General features: G+C 40.2%; 25 protein-coding genes. 10 read left to right on the top strand and 15 right to left on the bottom strand.

Annotated elements, in window-relative coordinates:
* Positions 1–74: 74 nt before the first annotated feature.
* Positions 75–1,319, bottom strand: coding sequence for an FtsW/RodA/SpoVE family cell cycle protein (locus M2369_RS00285; protein WP_259253260.1), 1,245 nt, complete (start codon positions 1,317–1,319; stop codon positions 75–77).
* On the bottom strand, positions 1,310–1,654 hold the full coding sequence (locus M2369_RS00280) for a PadR family transcriptional regulator (protein WP_144679988.1): 345 nt from the start codon (positions 1,652–1,654) through the stop codon (positions 1,310–1,312). Before M2369_RS00280 ends, M2369_RS00285 begins: the two co-directional genes overlap by 10 nt.
* Before the next feature lie 297 nt (positions 1,655–1,951).
* Between M2369_RS00280 and M2369_RS00275 the strand changes: the two genes are divergently transcribed.
* Both M2369_RS00275 and M2369_RS00270 read left to right on the top strand, forming a co-directional pair.
* Positions 1,952–2,713 carry an ABC transporter ATP-binding protein gene (locus M2369_RS00275; RefSeq protein ID WP_007501759.1) on the top strand — a complete coding sequence of 254 codons (762 nt, stop codon included), beginning with the start codon at positions 1,952–1,954 and terminating at the stop codon, positions 2,711–2,713.
* The gene (locus tag M2369_RS00270; protein WP_259253259.1) at positions 2,703–4,640 is read left to right on the top strand and encodes an ABC transporter permease; all 1,938 of its coding nucleotides are present in this window, start codon (positions 2,703–2,705) and stop codon (positions 4,638–4,640) included. The genes M2369_RS00275 and M2369_RS00270 overlap by 11 nt, the downstream gene beginning before the upstream one ends.
* A gap of 40 nt (positions 4,641–4,680) precedes the next feature.
* On the opposite strand, the gene M2369_RS00265 is transcribed toward M2369_RS00270, so the two are convergent.
* Together M2369_RS00265 and M2369_RS00260 are read right to left on the bottom strand one after the other, a co-directional pair.
* Complete coding sequence (locus tag M2369_RS00265; RefSeq protein ID WP_041506719.1) at positions 4,681–6,030, bottom strand: amidohydrolase family protein; 1,350 nt, start codon at positions 6,028–6,030, stop codon at positions 4,681–4,683.
* Between the two features lie 105 nt (positions 6,031–6,135).
* On the bottom strand, positions 6,136–6,723 hold the full coding sequence (locus M2369_RS00260; RefSeq protein WP_017358293.1) for an NAD(P)H-dependent oxidoreductase: 588 nt from the start codon (positions 6,721–6,723) through the stop codon (positions 6,136–6,138).
* Between the two features lie 119 nt (positions 6,724–6,842).
* On the opposite strand from M2369_RS00260, the gene M2369_RS00255 reads away from it, so the two are divergent.
* A complete protein-coding gene (locus tag M2369_RS00255) occupies positions 6,843–7,274 on the top strand; it encodes a MarR family winged helix-turn-helix transcriptional regulator (RefSeq protein ID WP_041506807.1) in 432 nt (143 codons plus the stop codon).
* A 52-nt stretch (positions 7,275–7,326) separates the two neighbouring features.
* On the opposite strand, the gene M2369_RS00250 is transcribed toward M2369_RS00255, so the two are convergent.
* From M2369_RS00250 to M2369_RS00225, 6 genes are all read right to left on the bottom strand, one after another.
* Positions 7,327–7,503, bottom strand: coding sequence for a hypothetical protein (locus M2369_RS00250; protein ID WP_008356320.1), 177 nt, complete (start codon positions 7,501–7,503; stop codon positions 7,327–7,329).
* A 229-nt stretch (positions 7,504–7,732) separates the two neighbouring features.
* Complete coding sequence (locus tag M2369_RS00245) at positions 7,733–8,347, bottom strand: LysE/ArgO family amino acid transporter (RefSeq protein WP_041506718.1); 615 nt, start codon at positions 8,345–8,347, stop codon at positions 7,733–7,735.
* Between the two features lie 136 nt (positions 8,348–8,483).
* A complete protein-coding gene (gene mbcS, locus M2369_RS00240; RefSeq protein WP_259253258.1) occupies positions 8,484–10,064 on the bottom strand; it encodes an acyl-CoA synthetase MbcS in 1,581 nt (526 codons plus the stop codon).
* 221 nt (positions 10,065–10,285) lie between these two features.
* Positions 10,286–10,498 carry an alpha/beta-type small acid-soluble spore protein gene (locus tag M2369_RS00235; RefSeq protein WP_003216385.1) on the bottom strand — a complete coding sequence of 71 codons (213 nt, stop codon included), beginning with the start codon at positions 10,496–10,498 and terminating at the stop codon, positions 10,286–10,288.
* A gap of 89 nt (positions 10,499–10,587) precedes the next feature.
* On the bottom strand, positions 10,588–11,793 hold the full coding sequence (thiI, locus tag M2369_RS00230) for a tRNA uracil 4-sulfurtransferase ThiI (protein WP_024718686.1): 1,206 nt from the start codon (positions 11,791–11,793) through the stop codon (positions 10,588–10,590).
* Positions 11,794–11,797: 4 nt separating this feature from the next.
* Positions 11,798–12,940, bottom strand: a complete 1,143-nt coding sequence (locus M2369_RS00225; RefSeq protein WP_259253257.1) for a cysteine desulfurase family protein — start codon at positions 12,938–12,940, stop codon at positions 11,798–11,800.
* A 202-nt stretch (positions 12,941–13,142) separates the two neighbouring features.
* Between M2369_RS00225 and brnQ (M2369_RS00220) the strand changes: the two genes are divergently transcribed.
* Together brnQ (M2369_RS00220) and brnQ (M2369_RS00215) are read left to right on the top strand one after the other, a co-directional pair.
* Positions 13,143–14,486: a branched-chain amino acid transport system II carrier protein gene (gene brnQ, locus M2369_RS00220; protein WP_144667149.1), complete on the top strand. Its 1,344-nt coding sequence runs from the start codon at positions 13,143–13,145 to the stop codon at positions 14,484–14,486.
* Positions 14,487–14,700: 214 nt separating this feature from the next.
* Entirely contained in the window at positions 14,701–16,044 is a 1,344-nt protein-coding gene (gene brnQ, locus M2369_RS00215) for a branched-chain amino acid transport system II carrier protein (RefSeq protein WP_024718689.1), read from the top strand.
* 40 nt (positions 16,045–16,084) lie between these two features.
* Here brnQ (M2369_RS00215) and ezrA read toward each other — a convergent pair whose 3' ends face one another.
* Positions 16,085–17,788: a septation ring formation regulator EzrA gene (gene ezrA / locus M2369_RS00210; RefSeq protein ID WP_259253256.1), complete on the bottom strand. Its 1,704-nt coding sequence runs from the start codon at positions 17,786–17,788 to the stop codon at positions 16,085–16,087.
* A gap of 336 nt (positions 17,789–18,124) precedes the next feature.
* Between ezrA and hisJ the strand changes: the two genes are divergently transcribed.
* Positions 18,125–18,940, top strand: a complete 816-nt coding sequence (gene hisJ, locus M2369_RS00205) for a histidinol-phosphatase HisJ (RefSeq protein WP_259253255.1) — start codon at positions 18,125–18,127, stop codon at positions 18,938–18,940.
* Here the strand turns inward: hisJ and refZ are convergent.
* Entirely contained in the window at positions 18,910–19,575 is a 666-nt protein-coding gene (gene refZ / locus M2369_RS00200) for a forespore capture DNA-binding protein RefZ (protein WP_259253254.1), read from the bottom strand. The genes hisJ and refZ overlap by 31 nt on opposite strands.
* Positions 19,576–19,701: 126 nt before the next feature.
* Between refZ and M2369_RS00195 the strand changes: the two genes are divergently transcribed.
* From M2369_RS00195 to M2369_RS00185, 3 genes are all read left to right on the top strand, one after another.
* Positions 19,702–20,202, top strand: coding sequence for a GAF domain-containing protein (locus tag M2369_RS00195; RefSeq protein ID WP_041092574.1), 501 nt, complete (start codon positions 19,702–19,704; stop codon positions 20,200–20,202).
* A gap of 310 nt (positions 20,203–20,512) precedes the next feature.
* Entirely contained in the window at positions 20,513–21,115 is a 603-nt protein-coding gene (gene rpsD, locus M2369_RS00190) for a 30S ribosomal protein S4 (protein WP_007501777.1), read from the top strand.
* 243 nt (positions 21,116–21,358) lie between these two features.
* Complete coding sequence (locus tag M2369_RS00185) at positions 21,359–21,919, top strand: hypothetical protein (RefSeq protein ID WP_024718693.1); 561 nt, start codon at positions 21,359–21,361, stop codon at positions 21,917–21,919.
* Between the two features lie 9 nt (positions 21,920–21,928).
* Here the strand turns inward: M2369_RS00185 and M2369_RS00180 are convergent, their stop codons facing one another.
* The 3 genes from M2369_RS00180 to M2369_RS00170 form a co-directional block, all read right to left on the bottom strand.
* Positions 21,929–22,528: a cysteine hydrolase family protein gene (locus M2369_RS00180; protein ID WP_110487343.1), complete on the bottom strand. Its 600-nt coding sequence runs from the start codon at positions 22,526–22,528 to the stop codon at positions 21,929–21,931.
* A 49-nt stretch (positions 22,529–22,577) separates the two neighbouring features.
* Complete coding sequence (locus M2369_RS00175; protein ID WP_039170275.1) at positions 22,578–22,790, bottom strand: hypothetical protein; 213 nt, start codon at positions 22,788–22,790, stop codon at positions 22,578–22,580.
* Positions 22,791–22,885: 95 nt separating this feature from the next.
* The gene (locus tag M2369_RS00170; protein ID WP_373422528.1) at positions 22,886–23,464 is read right to left on the bottom strand and encodes an esterase/lipase family protein; all 579 of its coding nucleotides are present in this window, start codon (positions 23,462–23,464) and stop codon (positions 22,886–22,888) included.
* A gap of 271 nt (positions 23,465–23,735) precedes the next feature.
* Here M2369_RS00170 and M2369_RS00165 point away from each other — a divergent pair, with 271 nt between their 5' ends.
* The gene (locus M2369_RS00165) at positions 23,736–24,077 is read left to right on the top strand and encodes an antibiotic biosynthesis monooxygenase family protein (protein ID WP_039170277.1); all 342 of its coding nucleotides are present in this window, start codon (positions 23,736–23,738) and stop codon (positions 24,075–24,077) included.
* The last annotated feature ends 127 nt before the right edge of the window (positions 24,078–24,204 follow it).

The following is a 24,204-nucleotide window of genomic DNA, read 5'->3' as shown; positions in this document are numbered from 1 at the left end:
ACATGCAGTTCAAGAAACCCAATCTCTTCATTCAACGATGCATTGAAGAGATTGGGTTATTTTATACAGCCATATCACGCTACTTCACGGCACATTTCTCCTAGCTGTTTCCTTCTATAAATACTCATTAGCAGCCCGACTGACATCATTTCTAGAAGAATATGAGATCCCCCATAGCTCATAAAAGGCATGGAAACTCCTGATATAGGCAATAATCCAAAGTTTGTGAAAATACTTAAGATAAATTTTGCTGCAAATGTGGTTGCCAAACCAATCATTAACATCTTGCCATAAGCAGATTGAACTCGTTTCGCTGTATGAACTACTCTATAAATCAAAGTCACAAACAAAATAAAAACGGCCAATCCTGCAAACCATCCGAATGAATAAATGATATACGTCAACATCCAATCAGTGTGAACATCATACAATGCGTACGGATTTATCTGAAAACCATTTGAGCTAAATTCATGAAGTGAGTATTGGTAAAAGTGGGACATATCAGCTTGATAAAGAGAAAATAATTGAACAATGAGATAGACAATACCTGCTGCTGTAAACGGAATAAGCTGTCTCATTCTTGCATGAGATACATACATCATCGTTATGCATATGACCATAAAGGTGATGGTTGCAGAAAGAGATCCGACTATATGTAATAAAATAATGGGTAAAGTGACAATCGCTAACCCTAACCAAGACTTAAAACCATTCTTCCAGTTCCAAGATTGGTAAATGCCCGCTAACGAAATAATCATCAGAAATGGAAAAATTTCAGTCAGATTGATCGATCCATTATTTAAGCTTAAAAAGAGAATACCGTTCACTCTTGTCCCAATCATCATTGTAAGAATCAGCATTCCAATCGTTCCTATATATAAATGCCAAGAATAGGGTAAAAAGCGCCGATAATCAAAAGCAAACAGCCCAAACATCAACGCAAGACCAAATACATAGTAAATGAGACTTTTATAAAAGATATTCGTGTCTTGAAAATGAAGTAAATGAGAATGAAACTGAAAATAATACATCACAAACAGCCCAAATGAACAAGTAGCTAGTACAAGAAGTATCGTTTTAAAGTCCACTTGAGTTTTGTGTGTTTCATGGAGCTGCATTCCGAGTATGGCTGCATCTCCAATTTGATCGAGCGCTTGATTTACCGCCTCTTCTTCTGACATGCCCGCACTTACCGCTTCCTCTTTCAGCGTGTATAAATGATCACGAAGCTCAAGCTTTATACTTGCATGTACGTCTTTATTTTTGATTCGTTTACACACATTTTTGATATATTGTTCAAACTTTTTCTCTAGTCCCATACGACTTTCTCCCCATTCAAAACGCCATCTACTGCATCTTTGAAGACAGTCCATTCTTCCTTCTTTTCTTTCATAAACGCTTTGCCCTGTTCATTAATCTTGTAATACTTCCTTTTTCGATTGCCATTCCCTTCGCCCCAGTAAGACACAATGAATCCTTTCCCCTCCAAAGTGTGCAAAATAGGATAAATGGTTCCCTCTTTGAAGCTAAAAATCCCTTCGGATTTCGACTCTAATTGCTTAATCATTTCATATCCATACATCGGCTTTTCATTTAGCAAGCTTAAAATAAGGGTAGCAGTACTCCCCTTTAGAAGCTCTTTACTCACTTTCATCCATCGTCACCTCTAATACATAGATTTACTATGCATATATTTGATATGCATATCTTACATGAAATCACATACTCTGTAAAGGTTCATCAGAAAAAACAAGAAATTTGATACATCATCGCGAAAAACAGATAAAATAATTGAATAACAATCTGAATTCTACATAAGGCTTTGACATATAAAACAAGCATGTGACAACAATGTCACATGCACGCCTGTTTTGTTCGCCAAATCGCAGGAAGTCTGATCGGCTTCTTTTTATACTAGAGATATCAATTAAATAAAAAAGGGGTTCGACAGATGAACATTTTAGAAGCTCGTAAATTATATAAAAGCTATGGAAATAAATTCAATAAACAAGAGGTGCTGAAAGGCATTGATTTGACGATAGAAGCTGGAGAATTTGTCAGCATCATGGGGCCATCAGGCTCGGGGAAAACGACCCTTTTGAACGTATTGTCATCGATTGATCATGTGTCCAGCGGATCGATTCGGATCGCAGATGCAGAAATGACGCAAATGAAAGATCAGCAGCTCGCTGAATTTAGAAAGAAACAGCTTGGCTTTGTTTTTCAGGATTATAACTTACTTGATACACTCACGGTTAAAGAGAACATCCTCTTGCCATTATCCATCTCCAAAACGCCTAAAAAAGAAGCTTTTGAACGCTTTCAACAGCTTGCAGAGGATATGGGGATTTATGAACTAAGAGACAAATATCCAAATGAACTGTCTGGTGGACAAAAGCAACGGACATCTGCGGTACGTGCCTTTATTCATGAACCAAGCCTTATTTTTGCTGATGAACCAACCGGAGCACTTGATTCCAAATCTGCGTCTGACTTACTGAACAAGCTGCAAGAATTCAATCACAAGCGCAAAGCAACCATTGTCATGGTGACGCATGACCCTGTTGCAGCCAGTTATTCAAGACGAGTGATTTTTATCAAAGATGGACAGATCTATACACAATTGAATAAAGGCGCATTAGAGAGAAAGATGTTTTTCGAGGATATTATGAAAACGCAAGGTGTTTTAGGCGGTGTGAAGCATGAACATTAATCAGCTCGTCTTCCGCAATCTGAAGAAAAACTTAAAAAATTACTATTTATACGTGTTTGCACTTGTATTTAGTGTGGCGCTCTATTTTTCCTTTGTCACCTTGCAGTATTCACCAGCACTTGATGATGTGAAAGGGTCTATTAAAGGCGGTGCATCCATTAAAGCCGCTTCTATTCTGCTGATCGCCATCGTCGGCATCTTCCTTTTATATGCAAATAGCATTTTCATCAAACGTAGAGGAAAAGAAATCGGTCTCTTGCAGCTCATTGGAATGACGAAACAAAAAATTTCCAAGCTGCTCCATGCAGAAAATTTTATCCTCTATATGATTTCGATGGCTATTGGAATATTGGCCGGATTTATCGGTTCAAAGCTGATGCTGATGGTTCTATTTAAAGTCACAGGTGTTCATGCAATTGCCAATCTTCATTTTTCTGGCACGGCTCTTTTGCAAACAATCATCGTGTTTCTCTTGATTTATGTTGTCATCATGCTAAGAAATAGACGTTTTATTCAGAAGCAAACGATCTTAGCTTTGTTTAGAACAACCTCTTCTACAGAGCAGCGTATTAAAAAAATCTCTGTCTTTGAAATCATCATCGGGGTTCTAGGCATTGCCTTTATCAGCTCAGGCTATTACATTTCTTCTCAGCTTTTTAATGGCTCATACACATCGATGTTTTCGTTATCTTTAGCCATGATCTATATTTTAGGTTCTGTCATTATTGGTACTTTCCTTTTCTATAAAGGCTCTGTTTCATTTATTGCCAATATCGTACGAAAAAGAAAAAATGGCTACCTTGCCATTCATGAAGTCTTGTCTTTATCGTCGATCATGTTCCGTTTAAAATCAAATGCATTGCTGTTAACGATTATTACTACCGTATCTGCACTTGCCATCGGTTTGTTATCACTCAGCTATATTTCCTACTACTCAGCAGAAAAAACAGCTGAACAGCAAATTCCAGCACATTTTGTCATGGGATCTGAGAAAGATGCTGGCACATTCACTCGCGCACTTTCTGATCAGCATATTGCCTATGAGAAAAAGCAGTTCGAGGTCATTCAAGCCGATTTTGATGCAAATCAAATCATCGATACGAAGTTAAGCAGTGTGAATAAAGCTCCAGGAGTCTTAACACTACCTGTGATCAGCGAGAAAAACGTACCAAATATTCATGTAGAGAACAACGAAGTCATGTTAAGTGGCTACAATGATTTATTGAAAAAATTCATGCCGATTAAAAGCTCTGGTGATGTGAAACTTTTAATAAAAAAACCAATTGATTTAAAAGTAATTGATATGAAAAAGGATCATTTAATCTCTTACCAGTTCACTTCTGGCGGCCTACCTGTTGCTGTCGTCAGTCAAAACGTCTTTGAGCAGCTTGATCAAAACAAAGACCCTAAGCTGCAGCGTGAGAATAACCAATATATTGCGATCAATATAAAAGATGAAGGAAAAGTTGAACAAGCCAATGACGTCTTTATGTCTGTGAAATTGAGTGATGAAAGCATGTCTAGATTTGCTACCACTCAGCAGCAAAAACAAACCATCGGACTGATGATGTTTGTAGTCGGATTTTTAGGCCTCAGCTTCCTTGTGACATCAGGCTGTATTTTATACTTCAAACAGATGAATGAGAGCGAAGAGGAACAAAGCTCATACACGATTCTGCGTAAGCTTGGTTTTACGGAGACAGATCTCTTAAAAGGCATTCGGCTCAAACAGCTTTTCAACTTTGGCATTCCGCTTCTCGTCGGGCTCTTGCACAGCTACTTTGCTGTACAATCTGGCTGGTTTTTATTTGGCAGCGAACTGTGGACACCTATGCTGATTGTCATGGCGATTTATACCGTTTTATACTCAGTCTTCGGATTCCTATCTGTCCAATATTATAAAAAAGTCATTAAAGAATCGTTGTAAAGTATTCCCCATAGGCAGTGGCCTATGGGGATATTGCACGTCATTTTGTTGATTCAAACTGATGCGATAAAATATGATCTCTTGCCGCATAAGCTTTTTGTTTGATCTCTTCTAAGTTCACTCCAACTAGCTTCCCATTTTGTTTCACTGCTTTTCCAGCCACATAGACAGAGTCAACATTTGAAGGGTGTGCCGTTTGCACAACTGCCCCAGCCGGATCTGTCATCGGAAGAAGATTCATGCTTGTCCGATCGATCAAGATAAAATCAGCTTCTTTTCCAGGTGTGAGTGAGCCGATTTTGTCATCAAGCTTCAAGGCACGAGCCCCGTTTATAGTGGCTGCTTCAAGCATTTGCTGTGCAGACAATCCAAGTTCAGGTCCTGGCATCGTCCCTTCCATCAATAAAGATTGATTTTGAATCGCCCGCTCCGCCTGTAGTCCAAATTTCATTTGGGTAAATAAATCTCCGCCTGTCGCTGTCACCACATCTACACCAAGCGTTGGCAGAACGCCATTTTCAATGGCGAGCCCTGTGACAGGATATCCGTGTCCCATCATCATTTCAATCTCAGGTGTAATAGAGATGGAGCTTCCGCTGTCAGCTAACATCTTCATTTGATCTGCATCAATTGCATTGATATGCACCATATTCAAATCAGGCCCGAGCAGCCCTGCTTGATGAAGCCGCTCAATCGATCGATCCGCCGCTCCCCAATTTCCAAAGCCAATGTGCATACTGCATAATGCATCTAGTGATCTCGCTGTTTCAATTTCAAAGACGGTCGTCTCCCATGAAGAAAATTCAGGTCCACGAATGGCAAGTCCCATCGTCAACAGCTGATCCGATGATTGAAAATGTTTTTGTTTCACGCGGGCTGCGTCTTCCATATTCGTGAGCGTACTCTCTCTGTCCCAATACGCTGCATCTCCAGAGGTACCAAAACCAAAGACCGCTCGAATACCCGCATCTTTTAAACCTCCAATGAGTTCTTCTGTATGATCCATAGAATTGATCATCGTCCAGTCGAAAAACGTGGTCACTCCTGCATCTAATGCCTCTAATGCGCCTAAATAATTAGCAATTCGATCATCTGATGGACGTCTCATCGCCCCATAGTTGCCATAATAAATTTTGCTCAAGTACGTTTGCAAAGACCAATCTGTTCCGATTCCCCGTATAACAGATTGCCACACATGACGATGGGTATCCACAAGCCCTGGCATGATGACCATGTCAGACGCATCAACAACATCAGCACCGCTTACTTCAATCGAAGGTCCGACTTCTAAAATATGTGCCCCTTCAATTAATAGATCTCCCTTCTCCAGAAAACCTAAAGATGGATCAAGTGTGATAAGAGCCGCATCTTTAAACAATGTTTTCTTCATCCATATCCCCCTTTTCAAATAAAGAGAATGAGTCACTCACTCTCTCTGTCATTTTAAGACATAACAGGTTCAAATTAGAAGAAAAGTGACTCAAGGAATGTGGTTTTATGAGCTGATATTCCGAAAATAGTTGTATATCCGTTTTAATTTCACGTCATGCTTCCCTTTTGGACTTTCCATCATGCCAAATTCAAAGAACTTCACCGGTTTAATCCCGACATATTGCAAAAGAGCTCGTTTCATTAACACCTTGTGGGCATTTTGCAAAAAGAAGAAAGGGTAGTGGGTCGGTCCTTGCATTGTCGATACACATACAGCCCTCTTTCCTTTTAACAAGCCTTCTGGAAGCAGCCCGCCTGTTTGACGGTAAGCAAAATTCGCTGCAAACATGCGATCAATAAAACCAAGTAGCATGGCTGGCGGCCGCCCCCACCAAATCGGATAAACAAACACGATGTTGTCTGCCCATTTGATTTTCTCTTGATATTCTTGAATCTCAGGGTCCTTATGCATATCACGTCTTTTTTTCTCCTCATTAAAAATAAGTACAGGATCAAATTTGTCTTGGTATAAATCTATGATTCTCACTTCTTGAACATTTGGATTTTCTTCACTGCCCTTTAGGATTTCTTTAAAAAAAGCACCATTTAAACTATTGTGATGGGGGTGAGTATAAATAATGAGTACATTCATGGCTTGTCTCCTTTAGTTATCATTTGATAACAAAAAGCATACACTCCTCTTTTTTAGTTGTCAAATGATAATTGTTTTTTGATAACAAATTTGGTATGGTACGTAGGAGGTGAAAAATGATGAAAAACCCACATTTTTTCAAAGAGTTTGTCACATTTGCTTCTACTTTTTCTGAGCTGAAACACGCCATGATGAACAAGATCAAACCATCTGATCTAACCACTCTACAATATTTGATTCTGGAGCAGTTAGCCATCAGTGAGCCGCTAACACCTAGTGAAATCGCCGATTGTCAGCACATGTCTCTTCCGAATGTCAGCAGAGAATTGAAAAAGCTTCACGAAAAACAATTCATTGATAGACAAGAAGATAAAGATGACAAGCGAAAACATGTCATTATGCTGTCTAAAAAAGGCCGTGCGTGTATGGACAAAGCATTTCAACAAATTGAATCCATGCTCATGGACAGCCTTTCTTCCTCTGACCAAAATCAAATGGATGATATCGTACAAGCTCTTCGTCTATTAAATCAAACCATCTTCAAAAAATGATCGAATGAAAAAAGCATGAGCGTATCGCTCATGCAAATGATTTTTGAACACATTAGTAAAGAGATGCTAAAAGATACGTGATGAAACCTACTATTGGAATAATCGGGATCATCAGCTTCAATGTTTTATTCGTATTCTTATATAAATTCCACAACAAGACTGGTACACCAAACGTCAATGTATCAAAGACAGCAAGCACTGCCCCTTTACGCTGTTCTTTATGAGCCATTTGAAAACCTCCACATCCAATAAAATACATTTTTTATAGTGTAGCATACATTCTATTTTGATCATTTCCTCCAGGTAATTGAATCGTCAGTATGTCTGAGATAAATGAACGGGGTGTAACCGATGCTTGCCCCGAGACAGTAGACAACAAAAAAACGCCGGATGTTTTCCATCCAACGCTTCTTCAAATGACATGTTCAACATCACGTCTCTTTTGCTCTATGTATCCTTTATCCAATAAGCTGATAGGCGATATATAATGCAACTAGCCAGATCATGACCGCAGAGGCTTTATTGATCCGGTTCATCCACTTGCCGTTTGTATCTAGCTTTCCTAACATTTTCCCGAGAAGGGCAAGACCCATAAACCATAACCACGAGACAATGATACAGGCTGCGGTAAATGCCACCTTTTCCGCCCCATGATATTGAAGAGAGTTCGTTCCTATCACTCCTATTGTATCGAGAATCGCGTGAGGATTTAAAAGTGAAACGGAACAGGCAAATATGATTTGTTTTCTCATAGGCATCAAGTCCATCTTTTCTTGATTACCTGTTGCGGAGCTCGTGTTCCAAACTGACCATCCCATATAAAGTAAAAAGAAAAATCCAATGATAAAAAGACCCATTTGCAAGATAGGAATGGTGAGTACAACAACCGAAACCCCAATGACAGCTAAAGTAATTAAAAGTGTGTCGCAGAGAGCAGCTGTAATGACCACAGGCAGTACGCGATATAATCGCGGCTGAAGGGCTCCTTGCTGAAATACAAATACATTTTGTGCGCCCAAAGGTAAAATAAGGCCAAAGGCAAGCACAATCCCATGAATTATCGCAATCGACATTTTCAGAACATTCTCCTTTTCAAGTCATCCTTACACATTTTAACATAAAACATCATGAACGAATTTTACATATTTGATTTGTCCAATAAAAAAAGCGCTGGATGATTTTCCATCCAGACGCTTATTGTTTCTACTGTTATGATGATTTTCGTGCAAGCTCTCTTTCTCTCAGCTCGACACGTCGAATTTTCGCTGACGGAGTTTTTGGTAGCTCGTCAATGAATTCGATTTCTCTTGGATATTTGTACGGTGCTGTTGTATTTTTCACGTGTGTTTGCAGTTCTTTAATCAGCTCATCGCTTTGTGCAGATGCATCACGCAGGACGACGTATGCTTTCACGATTGATCCTCTGATTTCATCTGGACTTGCCACAACCGCACATTCTTTCACTGCTGGGTGTTTAATGAGTGCATCTTCGACTTCAAATGGACCAATTGTATAACCTGAGCTGACAATGATGTCATCCCTGCGGCTTTCAAACCAAAAATACCCGTCTTCATCTTTTTTCGCACGGTCACCGGTAATAAAGTAATCCCCACGGCGCTGCGCCTTTGTACGCTCTGCATCTTTGTAGTATTCCTTGAATAAAGCCGGCGTTTCAAGATGAACGGCAATGTCACCTATTTCTCCTGGAGCACAGATCTGGCCATTCTCATCAATGATCTCTACTTCATTGCCAGGTGTTGGTTTGCCCATGCTACCTGGCTTGATGTCCATTCCTTTCAGCACCCCGACTAGCAGCGTGCTTTCTGTTTGCCCGTAACCATCTCGCACTTCGATATCGAAATGTTTTTTGAACGTATCGATGACTTCACGGTTGAGCGGCTCTCCCGCAGAAACAGCACTATGCAATGTTGGTAGCTCGTACTGACTGAGGTCATCCACTTTTGCCATAAATCGATATTCTGTTGGTGTACAGCATAGAACATTGATTTCATTTTTTTGAAGCAGCTCTAAGTACGTATTCGGATTAAATTTCCCTCCATAAACAAAACCTTCTGCTCCGCTTCCTAAAACAGATAAGAGAGGACTCCACACCCATTTTTGCCAGCCTGGTCCTGCTGTTGCCCATACTTTATCCCCTTCATTAATGGAGAGCCATGCTTTGGCCGCAGTACGTAAATGTGCATACGCCCAGCCATGTGTATGAACAACCCCTTTTGGGTTACCTGTTGTGCCTGATGTATAAGAGAGAAACGCCATGTCTGTACGTGTTGTGTCTGCCAATTTCAACTCGCTTGACTGCTCTTCCTTTTGCGCAACAATGTTTGTCCAGCCATGATCATTCTCACCAATCGAGAATGTTTTGAAATCTTTTGGCTGATTGGTTCCTTCAAACGATTGAATGAATGATGCGTAAACAATCGCTCCTTTTGCTTCTGCATGTTCAATTCGGTAATCTATATCTTTAGCGCGAAGCATTTCTGAACAAGGAATCACAACCATTCCTGTTTTTAAAATGGCTAAATAAATGCTGTATGCCTCTAGCATACGAGGCACCATCACAATGATTTTATCGCCTTTTTTAAAGCCTGCATTTAATAGAACATGACCAATTTTATTCGCCTCTTCCACTAATGTTGCATATGTCACATGTGCTTCATGGCCATTTCCGTCCTGCCAGTGCAGGGCGATTTTCTCCTGGTCATGACTGAACGCTTCAATCTCACTGACTAAGTTATATTGTTCTGGTGCAATTAAGTCTTCTCTTTTCATGGTACAGCTCCTTTTAGCCTCTTTCTATGAAACGAATCATGTTTCAATTTACCTATTCTAACACTCATAACTGAAAAATGCTTGAATTAGGACCTACTCCTAGTATTATGCCATAATTTTTTCATTTCGTCTTCTTTTTTAAAAATATTCTAACAATTTATGTACAAAAAAAAGAGCGGGAATGAACCCGCTCATAAGCCATAGCTTTTTAATTGTGTGTCTTAGAAAGATCCGCCACCCATATGTTGTTGAGCGTAAGATACAAGACGCTTAGTGATTTCTCCACCAACTGATCCGTTAGCGCGAGCTGTTGTTTCTGGTCCAAGGTTTACGCCAAATTCTGAAGCGATTTCGTACTTCATTTGGTCGATCGCTTGTGCAGCGCCTGGAACGACTAATTGATTAGAACTGCTTTGTCTGTTTTGTTGAGCCATGTGTTCTCACCTCCTTGTGAATATAGAATGTGTAGAAACACATGACTTCATGCGATTGATTTTATGGTAATTATTATGAAATTTTTTATTTAGAATAAATCAGCGAATTTGTCAGCTGCTTTCTTTTCATTTGTGACAACGATTGTTTCGATCTGCTCCACTGCCTCATCAAGCATTGGCTCGAATTCAGCAAAGCTTTCGTAGCGTTCTACTTTTTCAAGCTTTGGTTTTGTTTTTGGAGATGGCGGCGTAAAGATCGTGCAGCAATCCTCAAATGGCTGAATGCTTGTCTCATATGTGCCAATTCGTCTCGCTTCTTCGATAATGTCATTCTTATCCACGGCAATCAGCGGGCGAATGATCGGTGTGTTTGTGACATGATTAATGGCATACATGCTTTCAAGTGTCTGACTTGCCACTTGACCAAGGCTTTCCCCTGTAATAATGGCAAGCGCATCACGCTTGGCTCTTATTTTATCTGCAATTTTGAGCATCATTCTTCTCGTTGAAGTCATCGTATAGTTTTCTGGTACTTGTTTGTGAATGAGCTCTTGGATTTTCGTAAAAGGAACGATGTGAAGCTTGACTTCGCCTCCATAGGCAGCTAAGCATTCCGCTAGATCAATGACCTTTTGCTTGGCACGTTCACTTGTATAAGGTGGGCTAAAGAAATGAACAGCTTCAATTTGAATGCCTCGTTTCATTGCCTGATAGCCGGCCACTGGGCTGTCAAAACCGCCAGAGAGCATCAGCATCGCTCTTCCACTTGAACCAACTGGCAGTCCGCCTGCACCTTTTACATCTTTAAATGTAATGTACGTCGCGTGTTCTCTTATTTCAATTCGCAAGTGAACATCTGGCTGTTTCACATTAACGGTTAAGTTGTCTGTATTCCTTAAAACATGTCCACCAATTTCTCGGTTCATTTCATTTGAATCAAGCTCAAATTGTTTATAAGAGCGTTTCGTTGAGACCTTAAATGTATTTCCTTGTTTATACACTTCCTGAACCGCTGAGAGTGCCGCTTCTTTGATGGCATCAAGATTTGTCTCACATTTCACAGCCAGGCTAAAGCTTTGAATGCCAAATACACCTTTAAGCTGTTCTGAAATCGGTTCAGGATCTTCTCCGTTTAGCATGATCGTAATGCGGTCTCTGTCAGATGCATACTTTAATGCTTCAAAGTCTTTTAATACAAACCGGATATGCTGTCTTAGTTTTTCGATAAATTTCTTTCTATTTTTCCCTTTTGTTGAAATCTCACCAAAACGGACTAAAATATGGTCATACTTCATGTTGTTATCTCATTCCTTTTAATTTTTTCACACTTTGTGCGATCGATGTGATGATTTGTGGCGCTAGCTCTGGTCCTTGTCCATATGTCAAACTGATTCTCATGCTACTTTTGGCTGCTTCTTCTGATTTTCCCATCGCGAGCAGGACACGGCTTGGTTCCTTTTTCTTAGCAGAACAAGCAGACGTTGTCGAAACGTAAATGCCTTCTTTTTCGAGCATATGCAGAAGGACTTCGATCTGAATACCTGGCACTGAAAAATTCACAATGTGCGGTGCGCTATGCGTCAGCGGTGTGTTTATGACGACGCCTTCTATCTTTCCAAGCTGCTGCTCTAGCTCCGTTTTTAAGGCGATCATCTCATCATGATGCTTGTTTAAATATTCAAATGATTGCTTTATGGCTTTTGCTAAACTGACAGCTCCAGCAGGGTTCTCAGTCCCTGAGCGAAGGCCTAGTTCTTGCTCTCCTCCTGTGATAAAAGGTGCAAGTACGATCTCTCTCTTTAAAAAGAGGGCACCTGTTCCCTTCAGGCCGTGAATCTTGTGGCCTGACATCGTTAAAAGATCAATATCCATCCCTTTAGGCAGCGGAACCTTGCCAATTCCTTGTACGCCGTCAACATGAAAAATCGCCTCTTTGGCATACTTCCGAATGATGCTGGCCGCTTCCTCTATCGGCTGAATCGCGCCTGTTTCATTGTTTACATGCATGAGACTGACAAGCACTGTATCAGGGCGAAGCACTTCTTTTAAATGCGTCATATCTGCACGGCCATGCTCATTTACTTGAATATAGGAAATATCAAAGCCAAATAATGTTTTCAGCTGTTCAAACGATTCGATGACAGATGGATGCTCAATCGCTGTTGTGACAATATGTCTGCCTCGGTTCATCTTGGCAAGAGCAGCCCCTTTGATGGCAATGTTATTTGCTTCTGTTGCACCTGAAGTAAAAATAATCTCATATTGTGTAAAACCTGTATAGTGAAGGATTTGTTTTCGCGTTTCACTTAATAGACGGCTCGCATCAATTCCAAGTTGATGCAGCGAAGACGGATTCCCAAAGAAACGCTCACTCACTTGCTGATGTACTTGTAAAACCTCTGGATAAGGCTTTGTTGTAGCACTATTATCAAGATAAATCATATCTTAAACTCCTTACAAAAAAACTTAAAAAATAAATGCATTTATATGTTACCATAATGAAGTCAGACAGAGAATTTTCTGAAAATGGCAGTTGACAACTTTTTATTTTCACTATATCATCCATAGTGCAATTGTCATATAAACACCTAAATTGTCAGAATATTTAAATTTGACACAATACACTGATTGAGGAGGGACTATTTTGAATAATAGTTTAAGTATAAAAGAGACATTGGCTATTGGACTAATGCTTTTTGCATTATTCTTTGGTGCAGGAAATATGATTTTCCCGCCTGTTCTTGGACAATATGCTGGTGAAAACGTATGGCTTGCCATCGGCGGATTCCTACTTACAGGCGTAGGTCTTCCACTATTAGGGGTTATTGCTGTCGCCCTTACAGGTACCGGCGCCAAAGGTCTTGCCGATAAAGCACACCCTAAATTCGGGACTATCTTTACCGTTATTCTGTATTTATCCATTGGACCATTTTTCGCCATTCCGCGAACTGGTACGGTTTCGTATGAGATTGGATTAGCTCCATTTCTCTCAGGTGCCCAAGCCACTTCATGGGTACCACTATTCATCTTTACCGTAGTGTTTTTCACTATTTCATACTTGCTTGCGTTAAATCCTTCAAAGCTGGTTGATCGTATTGGTAAAATTTTGACACCGATCTTATTAACTGTTATTGCTATTATTGTCATTAAAGCCATTGCTACGCCAATGGGAATGATCGGTGCTCCAGATAAAACATATGAGGCAAATCCGCTTTTCACTGGATTTTTAGAAGGCTATAAAACAATGGATGCACTTGCTTCTATCGTATTTGGAATCGTCGTGGTGACAGCTGTTAAGGACAGAGGCATCACAGAGCGAAAATCTCTTGCAGCAGCTTGTATTAAGGCAGGAATCGTAGCAGCTGTTGGACTGGCACTCGTGTACATTTCACTTGCTTATGTGGGTGCTTCAAGCCCCGATGCCACGGGAATGGTTGGAGCAAATGATGGCGGCAAACTGCTTTCACTTTCTGCCAACTTTTTATTCGGTTCTGCTGGTAACATTGTTCTTGGCGCAGCCATTTTATTCGCTTGTTTAACGACTAGTGTTGGACTTATTTCATCTTGTGGAGAATACTTTTCAAAGCTCTTCCCAGCACTTTCTTATCGTACTGTCGTTCTAATTGTTTCTTTATTTAGCACATTCGTTGCAAACCTCGGACTGGCACAAATCATTTCTCTGTCGGTGCCTGTACTCGTAGCGATCTATCCACTGGCCATTGTCATTATTTTATTATCGTTCCTTGACCGCTGGATTAACGGCAGAAGAGTCATTTATATCACTTCTCTCATCTTTACTGGTTTCTTTGCCATCACTGATGGATTATTAGCTGCCAAAGTGAATCTAGGCGGATTGCCTGGCATCTTGAAATCAATTGTTCCGTTTTACGATTTAGGCATTGGCTGGATCATACCAGCTATTATCGGTGCTCTGATTGGTGTACTTATTTCCATGTTTACCAGCCCACCAAAGCAACTTGCCTCATAATCATCACAAGCCAAAACATCCCCTTCCAAAGAAGAAGGGGATGTTTTTTTATTGTTCTTCATATACTAAAATAGAAAAATTCATGACTTTTGTACGAAAACACATGTTGACATCAGGCGTACATCCTTTATAATTAGTGATTGTTAATGATGAACGGTTACCTAGCAACTAATTAACAGAATATTTCAACATAATAATGGAGGCTTTAAATGCAATGAAGGCAACTTTGTCGACGAAAGATACGGTTATCATAGGTTTTATGCTGTTTGCTCTATTCTTCGGCGCCGGTAATATGATTTATCCACCAGAGCTTGGGCAATATGCTGGGCAAAATGTGTGGAAAGCAATGGGCGGATTTTTATTAACAGGTGTCGGTTTACCTCTTCTAGGGATTATTGCAATCGCTTTGACAGGTCGAGATGCGAAAGGATTAGCTGATAAAGCTCACCCAGCTTTTGGAACAGCGTTTACCGTCATTTTATATTTATCCATCGGGCCACTTTTCGCTATTCCTCGTACAGGAACGGTTTCATATGAAATTGGTGCACTACCCTTTTTAGCTGGTGTACCAGCTTGGCTCTCACTTCTTTTATTTACACTGGCCTTTTTTGGTATTACGTATTATCTTGCACTAAATCCAACGAAAATTGTGGATCGTGTAGGGAAAGTGTTAACACCGATTAAATTTACGATCATTTTGATTATTATCGTCAAAGCCATTTTGACACCGATGGGCGTCATTGGCACACCTGATGTGTCCTATAGCAATGGATCATTTTTCAAAGGGTTTTTAGAAGGCTATAAAACCATGGACGCTCTTGCATCTATTGTGTTTGGAGTTGTTGTCATCAACGCCATTAAAGGACGTGGTGTAACAAGTAAAAAAGCACTCACATCTGCTTGTATCAAAGCAGGCCTCATTGCAGCTTGCGGATTAACATTTGTTTATCTATCACTTGCTTATTTAGGCGCTTCAAGTACACACGCGATTGGTTTTGTTGGAGATGGCAGTAAAATCTTGGCTCAGTCTTCGCAATTTCTTTTTGGCAGTTTAGGTAATATTGTGTTAGGCGCGGCGATTACGGTTGCCTGTTTAACCACAAGTATCGGTCTCGTGACATCGTGCGGAGAGTATTTCTCAAATTTATTACCTAAACTTTCTTATAAAATGGTCGTTACACTCGTCACATTATTCAGTTTTATCATTTCAAATTTTGGACTTGCTCATATTATCGCTTTTTCAGTACCTGTGTTAACTGCGATTTACCCGTTAGCGATTGTGATTATCGTCTTATCACTTGCTGACAAATGGCTTGGTCATAGAAGACCTGTGTATGTCCTTACTTTGATTTTAACTGGCTGCGTCAGTCTATTTGACGGCTTAGCAGCGGCGAAACTGCCGATTGGTCCTGTGAAAGATCTCTTTCAAACGATCTTGCCGCTATATGACCTTGGCATTGGCTGGATTGTACCTGCCATACTCGGAATCGTAATTGGATTTGTTATCTCTCTATTCACTTCTTCTGCTTCAGAAGAACGCCAAAAGCAAGCTTCATAACATGGAAAAAGCTGAAGTCCTAAAATGGACTTCAGCTTTTTTATTGATGCTGATATTCTTTTTCTTGCTGAGTTAAAAGCTTCTGAACGGCTCCAGGTGATGCTTTTTCGACAGCTGCTGCTGCCACATCAAATGAATCGTTATAATCATAGGCATAAAATCTTCGTTCTGCCTCTTTTAATTGCTCTGAAAGAATGTGGTTTTGACTTCTAAACCGGTTGCCGTATTGTATAATCCGTTCAATTTGATCCACTTTACGAAGCATGTCATGTGTTTCATCAACGACATGTCTAACTGTTTCAGAGGCTTCTTTTAATTGTTGGTTCACTGCTGGCATATTCAGCGGCAAATTCTCTAGCTGCTCCTGCACTTGCTGAATCATCTCCTGCGCTTTTTCAGCACGGTCTTTGATGTCAGCAGGTACACCTGGAATGTTGCTTTTGTGCAGCTGGCGCACTGTATCTGTCAGCATGGTTTTAAGTTCAGCCAATGTTTCTCTTGCCTGTAATTCTTCTTTTCGTAACGATTGAAGGTGATCTTTAAACGCTTCATGAAGCGTTTTTGCATCCTCAATAAAGGTCTCAAGCTGATTGATTTCATCCATTAATAATGTGTATGCGACATGGTCACGATCAAGCTTCTCTCGTATTTGCTTCATGAGCTTTTCAATTTCTTCTAATCGTTTTTCGAAGGCTTTCTGCTGATCCAGCTCTCCCGCTGTCAGCTTGTAGCTTTCTTTCACAAGAGCCGTTTCTGCCTTTGTCTGCGTGTGGTCTTGTTCAAGTTTTTCAAATGCCTCGGTCAGCTCAGGCATTTTGCTCTTGATTTCCTGACCTGCTTCTACTTCTGCTTCTAGCTGATCATACAGCGTCTGAATCGCATCATCAATCATTTGCAGAATGCTTGATGCTTCATCTAAATTGAGTTCATCAATCAGCAGTTTCTCCGCCCGGGTCAGCTGTTTATTCAAGTTCTCCAGCTCTTTTGTGATCTGGATGTGCTCTAGCTTGTAGCCTTTGTCTGTCATTTCTTTATAACCGTCTTTCAGCTTCGTCAGCTGACCTGGCACCGTTTGTTTGCAGTCTGCGATGAGCTTCGGTACATCATTGATATATAATTGCAGCTGATCGAGTCTGCGGTCTTGCTCAAGCAAAATTTTCCTTGCTGTCATGTAGTTTCCGTTTTCTGTTTCTTCCTCGTACTGCTTGATCCCTTCCCAGGCCTCATCTAAGTCCTGCTCCATTTTGTCATAAAGGGTGCCGTATAAATGGCTGTAAGCAAGTAGATTTTTTCGTACCGTTTGATATTGCTCTTTGACCTTCTCGATGTCTTTTCGGTTTTGCTCTTCACTTGTGACAAGGTCTGCAATCTCTTTTAAAATGTCTTCGATGTTTGAATCAGCAGCGGTGAGCAGATCTCCTATATGTGCAAGAACTTGCTTCGCTTTGGAGAATCGATATTTATCAGAATACTCCTCTGCATCATATAATAGCTCCTCTACCTTTGGAAGATGGGCTGTGACGATATCGTCCCACTCTGCACGCCATCTTTCAAAAAACTGCTCTGTTTCTCCGGTCATTTTTAAATGTTTGATTTTTGAAATTTCTTCTACAATTGATCTGTTTAAAATTTCAATTTTCCATGCTTCCAATCGGTCAATCTCTTTATATATATTTTTTCTGAGGAAATAACCGACTGAAAACAAAGCAAGCAAAATGACAATTAAACCGATGATAAACTCCATAATGAGCCCCCTTGTTGTGATCTAAGTGATGTCAGGGTAGTGTCCCGAGTAGACCTGAGAACCCTTTCGTGTCCGCTTTGCATTTGTTTTTTATAAGCAGGATTGTATTTTTCCCAATACGATCCATTCACGGTTTTATGTATGTTTTTTCAAGAAAGTCATTCAGGCTTTCTATCATTTGATCACATGTATTGATGTGACCTGTTTTTATGTATGCGGAAGCTGTCGTTTTCATTGTTATTATGATACCATGTAACCAGCATTTTTGGTCATGATTTTTCATTATTTTCGCTGATAAACATGACGTTTTTCAAAATATCGACAAGAGGTGACGACATGTTGAAACAAGATGCACATTTACATACGCCATTTTGCCCGCACGGTACGCTTGATCCTTTTCATTCTTATATTGAAAAAGCAATGAAAAAGGGATTTGATTCCATCACCTTTACCGAGCATGCCCCGTTGCCTCCTTCGTTTCGAGATCCAACGCCTGAGCAGGATAGCGCCATGAAGCTTCGAGACCTTGAAGCCTATTTGACGAAGCTGGATCAGCTGAAACAGGAATACAAAGGACAGTTAATAGTAAAAACTGGGCTTGAGGTCGACTATATCAAAGAGTATGAAGAGGAAACAAGTGCCTTTTTAGACTGCTACGGCCCTGAACTAGACGATAGCATTTTATCTGTTCACTTTCTTCCTGCTGGCAATGATTATATTTGTCTTGATTTTGATGAGCACGCCTTCAAGCAGCTGATCAGCATCTATGGCAGCACCGAACACGTCTATCAAAGCTACTATGACCAAATTCATTCTTCTATTCTATCATCTTTAGGTCCATATAAGCCAAAGAGAATCGGTCATATCACCCTTGTCCAGAAATTCAAACAACTTTTCCCATACGAAATGTCGCCAGAACTATGTCAAATGGTCACCCTTTGTCTTGAAGAAACGGCAAAAAAAGGCATGTCCTTAGATTTTAATACATCAGGTCTTCGTAAAACATATGCCAGAAGTATCTATTTAGATCCATGGATGATTGATCTTGCAAAACAGAAAAAAATTCCGCTCATATTCGGGTCTGATGCCCATCAAGCGGAAGATCTCGGGTATGCCTATGATCAATTTGAAGACATCATGAGTTTCAGGTGAGGATCAAGTGCCGATTCGTTTGGTTCTAACAGATGATGAAGCGACCGGCTCAGTTCCTTATAGTACGTTTGATAAAAGTAAGGCTCGTTTGGGTTGATATAAAGCACCTCTGTTAAATAATGCGGCTGTAAATATGGCATCATCAGAAGTGATTTTAGCTGGATCATAAATGATGAGAGTGACAGCTGCTTACAAATCACATGGGTGCTTTTTCCTTTTTCAATGATGAGCTGAAACAAGTATTTTTCCTTTGTTAAATAAGTGGACATGATTTCCCTGATCAGCGTTGAATCAATGGTCACCTCTCGATAAACGAAACGGGTTAATTGACGATTTTCATGCTGATAAGATAAAATATCAAAAACCACATGAAGTAAACATTCTTTTGCATGACGGTTTTCCATGTGCTGGATGTGCGATTCAATCATCTGAATATAGCCTTCATAAAAATCGGATACGAGCTGCTCGAGCAGCCCTCCTTTTCCTTGAAAGTAATAAGATATATGGGCAACGTTGACGTTTGCTTCCTTCGCAATCTCACGGACAGAGGTTCCAGAAAATCCTTTTTGGTTAAAAAGTCTGATGGCAGCTTCAATAATACGGTCTTTTGTTTGCACGGTTGTTGATGTTTTCATCCGCTCACCCCTCTTCATGTGTACATACTTCAAGGTGAAGGCGGAAGTTCCTTTAATCATTGCTCGACAAATCCCACATGCGAAGCGCAAGTTATGTATTTTTGAGATAGAAAGTAGGAGATTTTCATGTTTCATGTCGAAAAACAGTCTGGTGATCCATCGAAAGACTATCAATTACTCATCAAGCAAGTAGAAGCGATTACGGATGGTGAACCTGATCTCATTGCCAACCTAGCCAATGCTGCGGCGCTGCTTTATCACTCGCTTCCTGAAGTCAATTGGGCAGGATTTTATTTAGCAAAAGGCGGAGAGCTTGTGCTTGGTCCATTCAACGGACTGCCCGCATGTGTACGCATTCCTTCTGGAAAAGGGGTTTGCGGTACAGCTTTTGCGACAGGTGATGTACAGCGTATCGCTGATGTCCATGCATTCCCTGGTCATATTGCATGTGATGCAGCATCGCAATCTGAAATTGTGATCCCACTTAAAGTAAATGGACAAATCATTGGGGTACTCGATATTGACAGTCCAGTGAAAGATCGTTTCAATGAAGTGGATGAAACGTACTTAGTTCAATTTACAGAGGTTCTCCAAAATGCGTTATCAGCCTCTACTGATGCGTCATGATGCGTGAAAAGCAGACAATGTGTCTGCTTTTTTATTTTGTTTTCTTTCTCGGTAAAAGCCGGCCGTGTTTGACATTCTCCTCTTTAAATAGGTTGACTTCTCCTATCTGGCGTCATATAATAGAGTTTGTGTGAAATATGGCAGCCTTTTTGTTCGGCTTTTTTGTATCATTTTGTTCCTTCTATATGGAGGTGCATCTTGTAACTCCCTGCTGCTGGAGCGAGGATGCATGAAAACATAATGACGGAAAAGACAAAGAACAGACGGTTTTTATTTTTCACAAATAAAAACAATAAGGAGGAGTCACATTATGGCTCGCTATACAGGTCCAAGTTGGAAGATTTCCCGCCGTTTAGGCATTTCATTAAGCGGAACAGGTAAGGAACTTGAAAAACGCCCTTACGCTCCAGGCCCACATGGTCCAGGACAACGCAAAAAACTATCTGAATACGGTTTACAATTACAAGAGAAGCAAAAGCTTCGTCACATGTACGGTGTCAACGAACGTCAATTCCGTACACTATTTGACAGAGCTGCTAAACTTCCTGGTAAACAAGGTGAAAACTTCATGATCCTTCTTGAAACTCGCCTTGACAACCTAGTATACCGTCTTGGCCTTGCTCGTACGCGCCGCCAAGCTCGTCAGCTAGTAAACCATGGTCACATCCTTGTTGATGGAAGCCGTGTAGACATCCCATCTTTCTCTGTGAAACCAGGTCAAACGATTGCTCTTCGTGAGAAATCTCAAAACCTTGCAGTTGTGAAAGAATCAGTTGAAGTGAACAACTTCGTACCTGAATACCTTACTTTCGATGCTGAAAAGCTTGAAGGAACTTTCACTCGTCTTCCAGAGCGTTCTGAATTAGCGCCTGAAATCAGCGAACAACTAATCGTTGAGTTCTACTCTCGTTAATTTCATGACTCTCTCAGAGAGTGATCAAACAAACCCTAGAGACCTTGATTGTTCAAGGATTTCTAGGGTTTTTTGTTTGGTTTTTTGTACGATACTCTCTAGCTACAAATAACTTATTTGCACACAAGAAAATTAGAACACCGATTACTCTTTACTCTTTTTCGTTTTCCTCTTACAATTACATTTACTGGATAACTCACAACTTAAAACAATAATGTAAGGAACGTTAAGGAGGAAAACAATTTGTCGATCATTTCATTTATGTTAGCACTTATGCTCATTTCAATTGTTATCTATGCGGTTTTGAGAAAGACAAAAGTTGTCGATGAAGCGCCTGGAGCTATCGCTGAAATTCTCCTCATTTTACTCATCTTTTTTTCGATTAGTTTTGTCATCATCATTCCAAGTTCTGTACTTTATGTTGTTTCATTAGGAGTGAATTTTCTTTTTGGAGAATATATTACCTATGCATCATTTCTTTCATTATTGACCTTCTGTCTATTCGTCAGTGGGATTGTTCTTTTTTGGTCGATCTTTTTAGTATTCATTGGTAAAGGAATTTCCTCTTTGCTAAGATTTCCTCAATGGTTCACGTTTATCTTTGAATTTTTACTCTCATGGATCGTTGTGCATTTCTCAATTAAGTTTGTACTTAATATGAACATAGTCAATGTCTCAATTTGGGAGCACGGCACACTCATTTTATCTTTCTTTGTCAGCTTCTTATTTATTGGAATTGATCTTATCTACTCAAGTATTGAACAACGAAAACAGCCGCTGGATGAACAAGCAAAAAGCTCCTAGAGATGATTTCTAGGAGCTTTTGCTTGCCCAATTTGTGATCAGCTGCTCAGTTGTCAGGATAGTCGCAAATTCGTCATGCAGTGTTGCAAGTGAAAGGCGATGGATCGTTTCTGGTTCATAGTATGTACCGGTTTGATCTGCGAGTCCAAAGGCGGCTGTTGCATCCGAAATGAGGTATGTATTAAAGCCTAGGTTTCCACTCATTCTTGTTGTGGTAGATACGCAGTGCGGTGTTGTGAGTCCAGCAATCACAACAGTGTTGATCTCGTTTGATCTTAGTTGTTCCTCTAAGTTTGTACCTATAAAGCTGCTGTTGACTTTCTTTTGTATGACCATTTCTTCATCTAACGGTTTAGCGATCTCTTTGAAGGAGTGCCCTTCATTTGCTGGATGAAATAAGGAGTGCGGCTGATCCGATGTATGCTGAATATGAATGACTGTCCATCCTTTTTCTCTCCAAAACGTCAATAGACGACTGATGTTCTTCTCTGCATCTAGGTTATTCCGTTCTCCCCATTTTTCGTGCTCGAATGCTTTCTGTACATCGACCATAATCAAAGCCTTTTGATGATGTTGCACAAATACCCACCTCCGAAGATTCTCGTTCATTATATGTAGTGTAAGGAATGGCGATTGATTTGTACATGTTTTTATTTGGCTATGTACGATGTTTTGTCTGTTTTTGCAGTAAAAAGACAAACCACACACTGGCTATTAAGTAATAGATACCAATGATGGATGTACAATTAGATATGACTTCTGCCCATTGCACTGATTTGACGATTGCCATCCAGATCATATAGATGATCAGAAATGAACATGGGAAATAGAGAAAGTAGCCTAAGAAAGCATATTTGAGTTTTTGCGTCATCTTTTATCCTCCTAAAAACCTTCTGCAACACCTAGCAGATTCTATATAACCATGACATCAAAAAAGACAGCACAAATCGCTGTCTTTTTTATTTTTTAATTCGTATTCTGTCCTCCGCCATTCAATCCTTCTTTCACATAGCCTTTGACTTGGCTTGAGGTTAATAGACCGATATGTCCAACGCCGTGGATGAGGACATTTCTTGCGCCAATTAAACGCGAAAGGCTGTTGACGACGATGAGATCGGCTGAGCTATAGACGGATGTGTAAAGAATTTTTTGATTTGGATCGGTGCCTGGTAATGCTCTGAGTGAAACGAGTCCATTCGCTCCACCAAGTGTGACGACGTTTTCAATTTTATCTCCGCCGTCTAGGTTCTTAATATAGTATAACGTGTTCGCACCGCCCATACTATGAGCCACAATATCTACTTTTTTGGCGCCCGTTTTGGCTAGTACATCTTTGACGAATCTAGAGAGCCTCGGGCCATTGTTTAGGTTATTGCCTGTTTTGTCTATGAAATCGATTGCAAAAAGTTGGTTTTGATCCCATCCCTGTGATACTAAGTATCGTTTGATCGAAGCAAAGTTATAAGACGCACCACCCATGCCATGCACCATCACAACCGGATTATGCGTAGCCGCTTTGACTTCTTTCGGCTGGATGAAGGCCATTGAACCTAGCACTAAGGCAAGGGCAACAAGAATTTGCAAACTCTTTTTCTTAAATCGAATCACTTTCATTCCCCCTTATTCATCTTATTTGACTCTATTTTATACAAGAAAAATATGTCAGAAAAGTGAACAAGGTAATGTTTATGAGATGATTTTACAGAAATATAAATAATCATAAAGCACCTTGGACTTTTTTAAATTAAAACAAAAAGACTACGAGCCCCTCTATCTTTCATATATAATGTGAATAGACAAAAGGAGGTTCTGCTAGATGCTGTTTACTCAAACACCTGCACTACCCTATTATGCCGTGATTTTCACATCAAAACGAACAAATGTCGAGCAGAAAGAATACGCCGTGGCTGCTCAAAAAATGGAAGAATTAGCGAAAGAACTAGACGGGTTTCTTGGAATAGAAAGTGTACGAGATGAACATGGTGTTGGAATCACTGTCTCTTACTGGGATTCATTAGCAGCCATCAAAGAATGGAAAGCACATACAGCACATCAGCGTGTTCAAAAAAAAGGAAAAAAAGATTGGTATGAATCCTATACAACCCGAATTTGTAAGGTAGAACATGCTTATACAAACGAAGATTCACTCCTTGAGTAAGAAACAGACAAATGAGAGAAAACCGCTCTGTAAAAGCTGAATTCCTACTTCTGAATAAAAAAGAAAAGCACCTCAATGTATATGAACATTTGAGGTGCTTTTCATGATACTTACTGTTTCATAAGGA

This window comes from Bacillus sp. JUb11, from assembly GCF_024807925.1.
Classification (GTDB): domain Bacteria; phylum Bacillota; class Bacilli; order Bacillales; family Bacillaceae; genus Bacillus; species Bacillus altitudinis.
This window is presented reverse-complemented; position numbering and strand designations above follow the sequence as displayed.

Coding starts and splice junctions, on each gene's coding strand:
- M2369_RS00170 (WP_373422528.1), bottom strand. CDS start 23,464: ATGGCCTTCATCCAGCCGAAAGAAGTCAAAGCGGCTACGCATAATCCG.
- hisJ (WP_259253255.1), top strand. CDS start 18,125: ATGTTGAAACAAGATGCACATTTACATACGCCATTTTGCCCGCACGGT.
- ezrA (WP_259253256.1), bottom strand. CDS start 17,788: ATGGAGTTTATCATCGGTTTAATTGTCATTTTGCTTGCTTTGTTTTCA.
- mbcS (WP_259253258.1), bottom strand. CDS start 10,064: ATGAAAAGAGAAGACTTAATTGCACCAGAACAATATAACTTAGTCAGT.
- M2369_RS00175 (WP_039170275.1), bottom strand. CDS start 22,790: ATGACGCAAAAACTCAAATATGCTTTCTTAGGCTACTTTCTCTATTTC.
- brnQ (WP_024718689.1), top strand. CDS start 14,701: ATGAAGGCAACTTTGTCGACGAAAGATACGGTTATCATAGGTTTTATG.
- M2369_RS00275 (WP_007501759.1), top strand. CDS start 1,952: ATGAACATTTTAGAAGCTCGTAAATTATATAAAAGCTATGGAAATAAA.
- rpsD (WP_007501777.1), top strand. CDS start 20,513: ATGGCTCGCTATACAGGTCCAAGTTGGAAGATTTCCCGCCGTTTAGGC.
- M2369_RS00245 (WP_041506718.1), bottom strand. CDS start 8,347: ATGTCGATTGCGATAATTCATGGGATTGTGCTTGCCTTTGGCCTTATT.
- M2369_RS00250 (WP_008356320.1), bottom strand. CDS start 7,503: ATGGCTCATAAAGAACAGCGTAAAGGGGCAGTGCTTGCTGTCTTTGAT.
- M2369_RS00280 (WP_144679988.1), bottom strand. CDS start 1,654: ATGAAAGTGAGTAAAGAGCTTCTAAAGGGGAGTACTGCTACCCTTATT.
- thiI (WP_024718686.1), bottom strand. CDS start 11,793: ATGAAGTATGACCATATTTTAGTCCGTTTTGGTGAGATTTCAACAAAA.
- M2369_RS00260 (WP_017358293.1), bottom strand. CDS start 6,723: ATGAATGTACTCATTATTTATACTCACCCCCATCACAATAGTTTAAAT.
- M2369_RS00270 (WP_259253259.1), top strand. CDS start 2,703: ATGAACATTAATCAGCTCGTCTTCCGCAATCTGAAGAAAAACTTAAAA.
- M2369_RS00255 (WP_041506807.1), top strand. CDS start 6,843: ATGAAAAACCCACATTTTTTCAAAGAGTTTGTCACATTTGCTTCTACT.
- M2369_RS00235 (WP_003216385.1), bottom strand. CDS start 10,498: ATGGCTCAACAAAACAGACAAAGCAGTTCTAATCAATTAGTCGTTCCA.
- refZ (WP_259253254.1), bottom strand. CDS start 19,575: ATGAAAACATCAACAACCGTGCAAACAAAAGACCGTATTATTGAAGCT.
- M2369_RS00225 (WP_259253257.1), bottom strand. CDS start 12,940: ATGATTTATCTTGATAATAGTGCTACAACAAAGCCTTATCCAGAGGTT.
- M2369_RS00265 (WP_041506719.1), bottom strand. CDS start 6,030: ATGAAGAAAACATTGTTTAAAGATGCGGCTCTTATCACACTTGATCCA.
- M2369_RS00180 (WP_110487343.1), bottom strand. CDS start 22,528: ATGAACGAGAATCTTCGGAGGTGGGTATTTGTGCAACATCATCAAAAG.
- M2369_RS00165 (WP_039170277.1), top strand. CDS start 23,736: ATGCTGTTTACTCAAACACCTGCACTACCCTATTATGCCGTGATTTTC.
- M2369_RS00285 (WP_259253260.1), bottom strand. CDS start 1,319: ATGGGACTAGAGAAAAAGTTTGAACAATATATCAAAAATGTGTGTAAA.
- M2369_RS00195 (WP_041092574.1), top strand. CDS start 19,702: ATGTTTCATGTCGAAAAACAGTCTGGTGATCCATCGAAAGACTATCAA.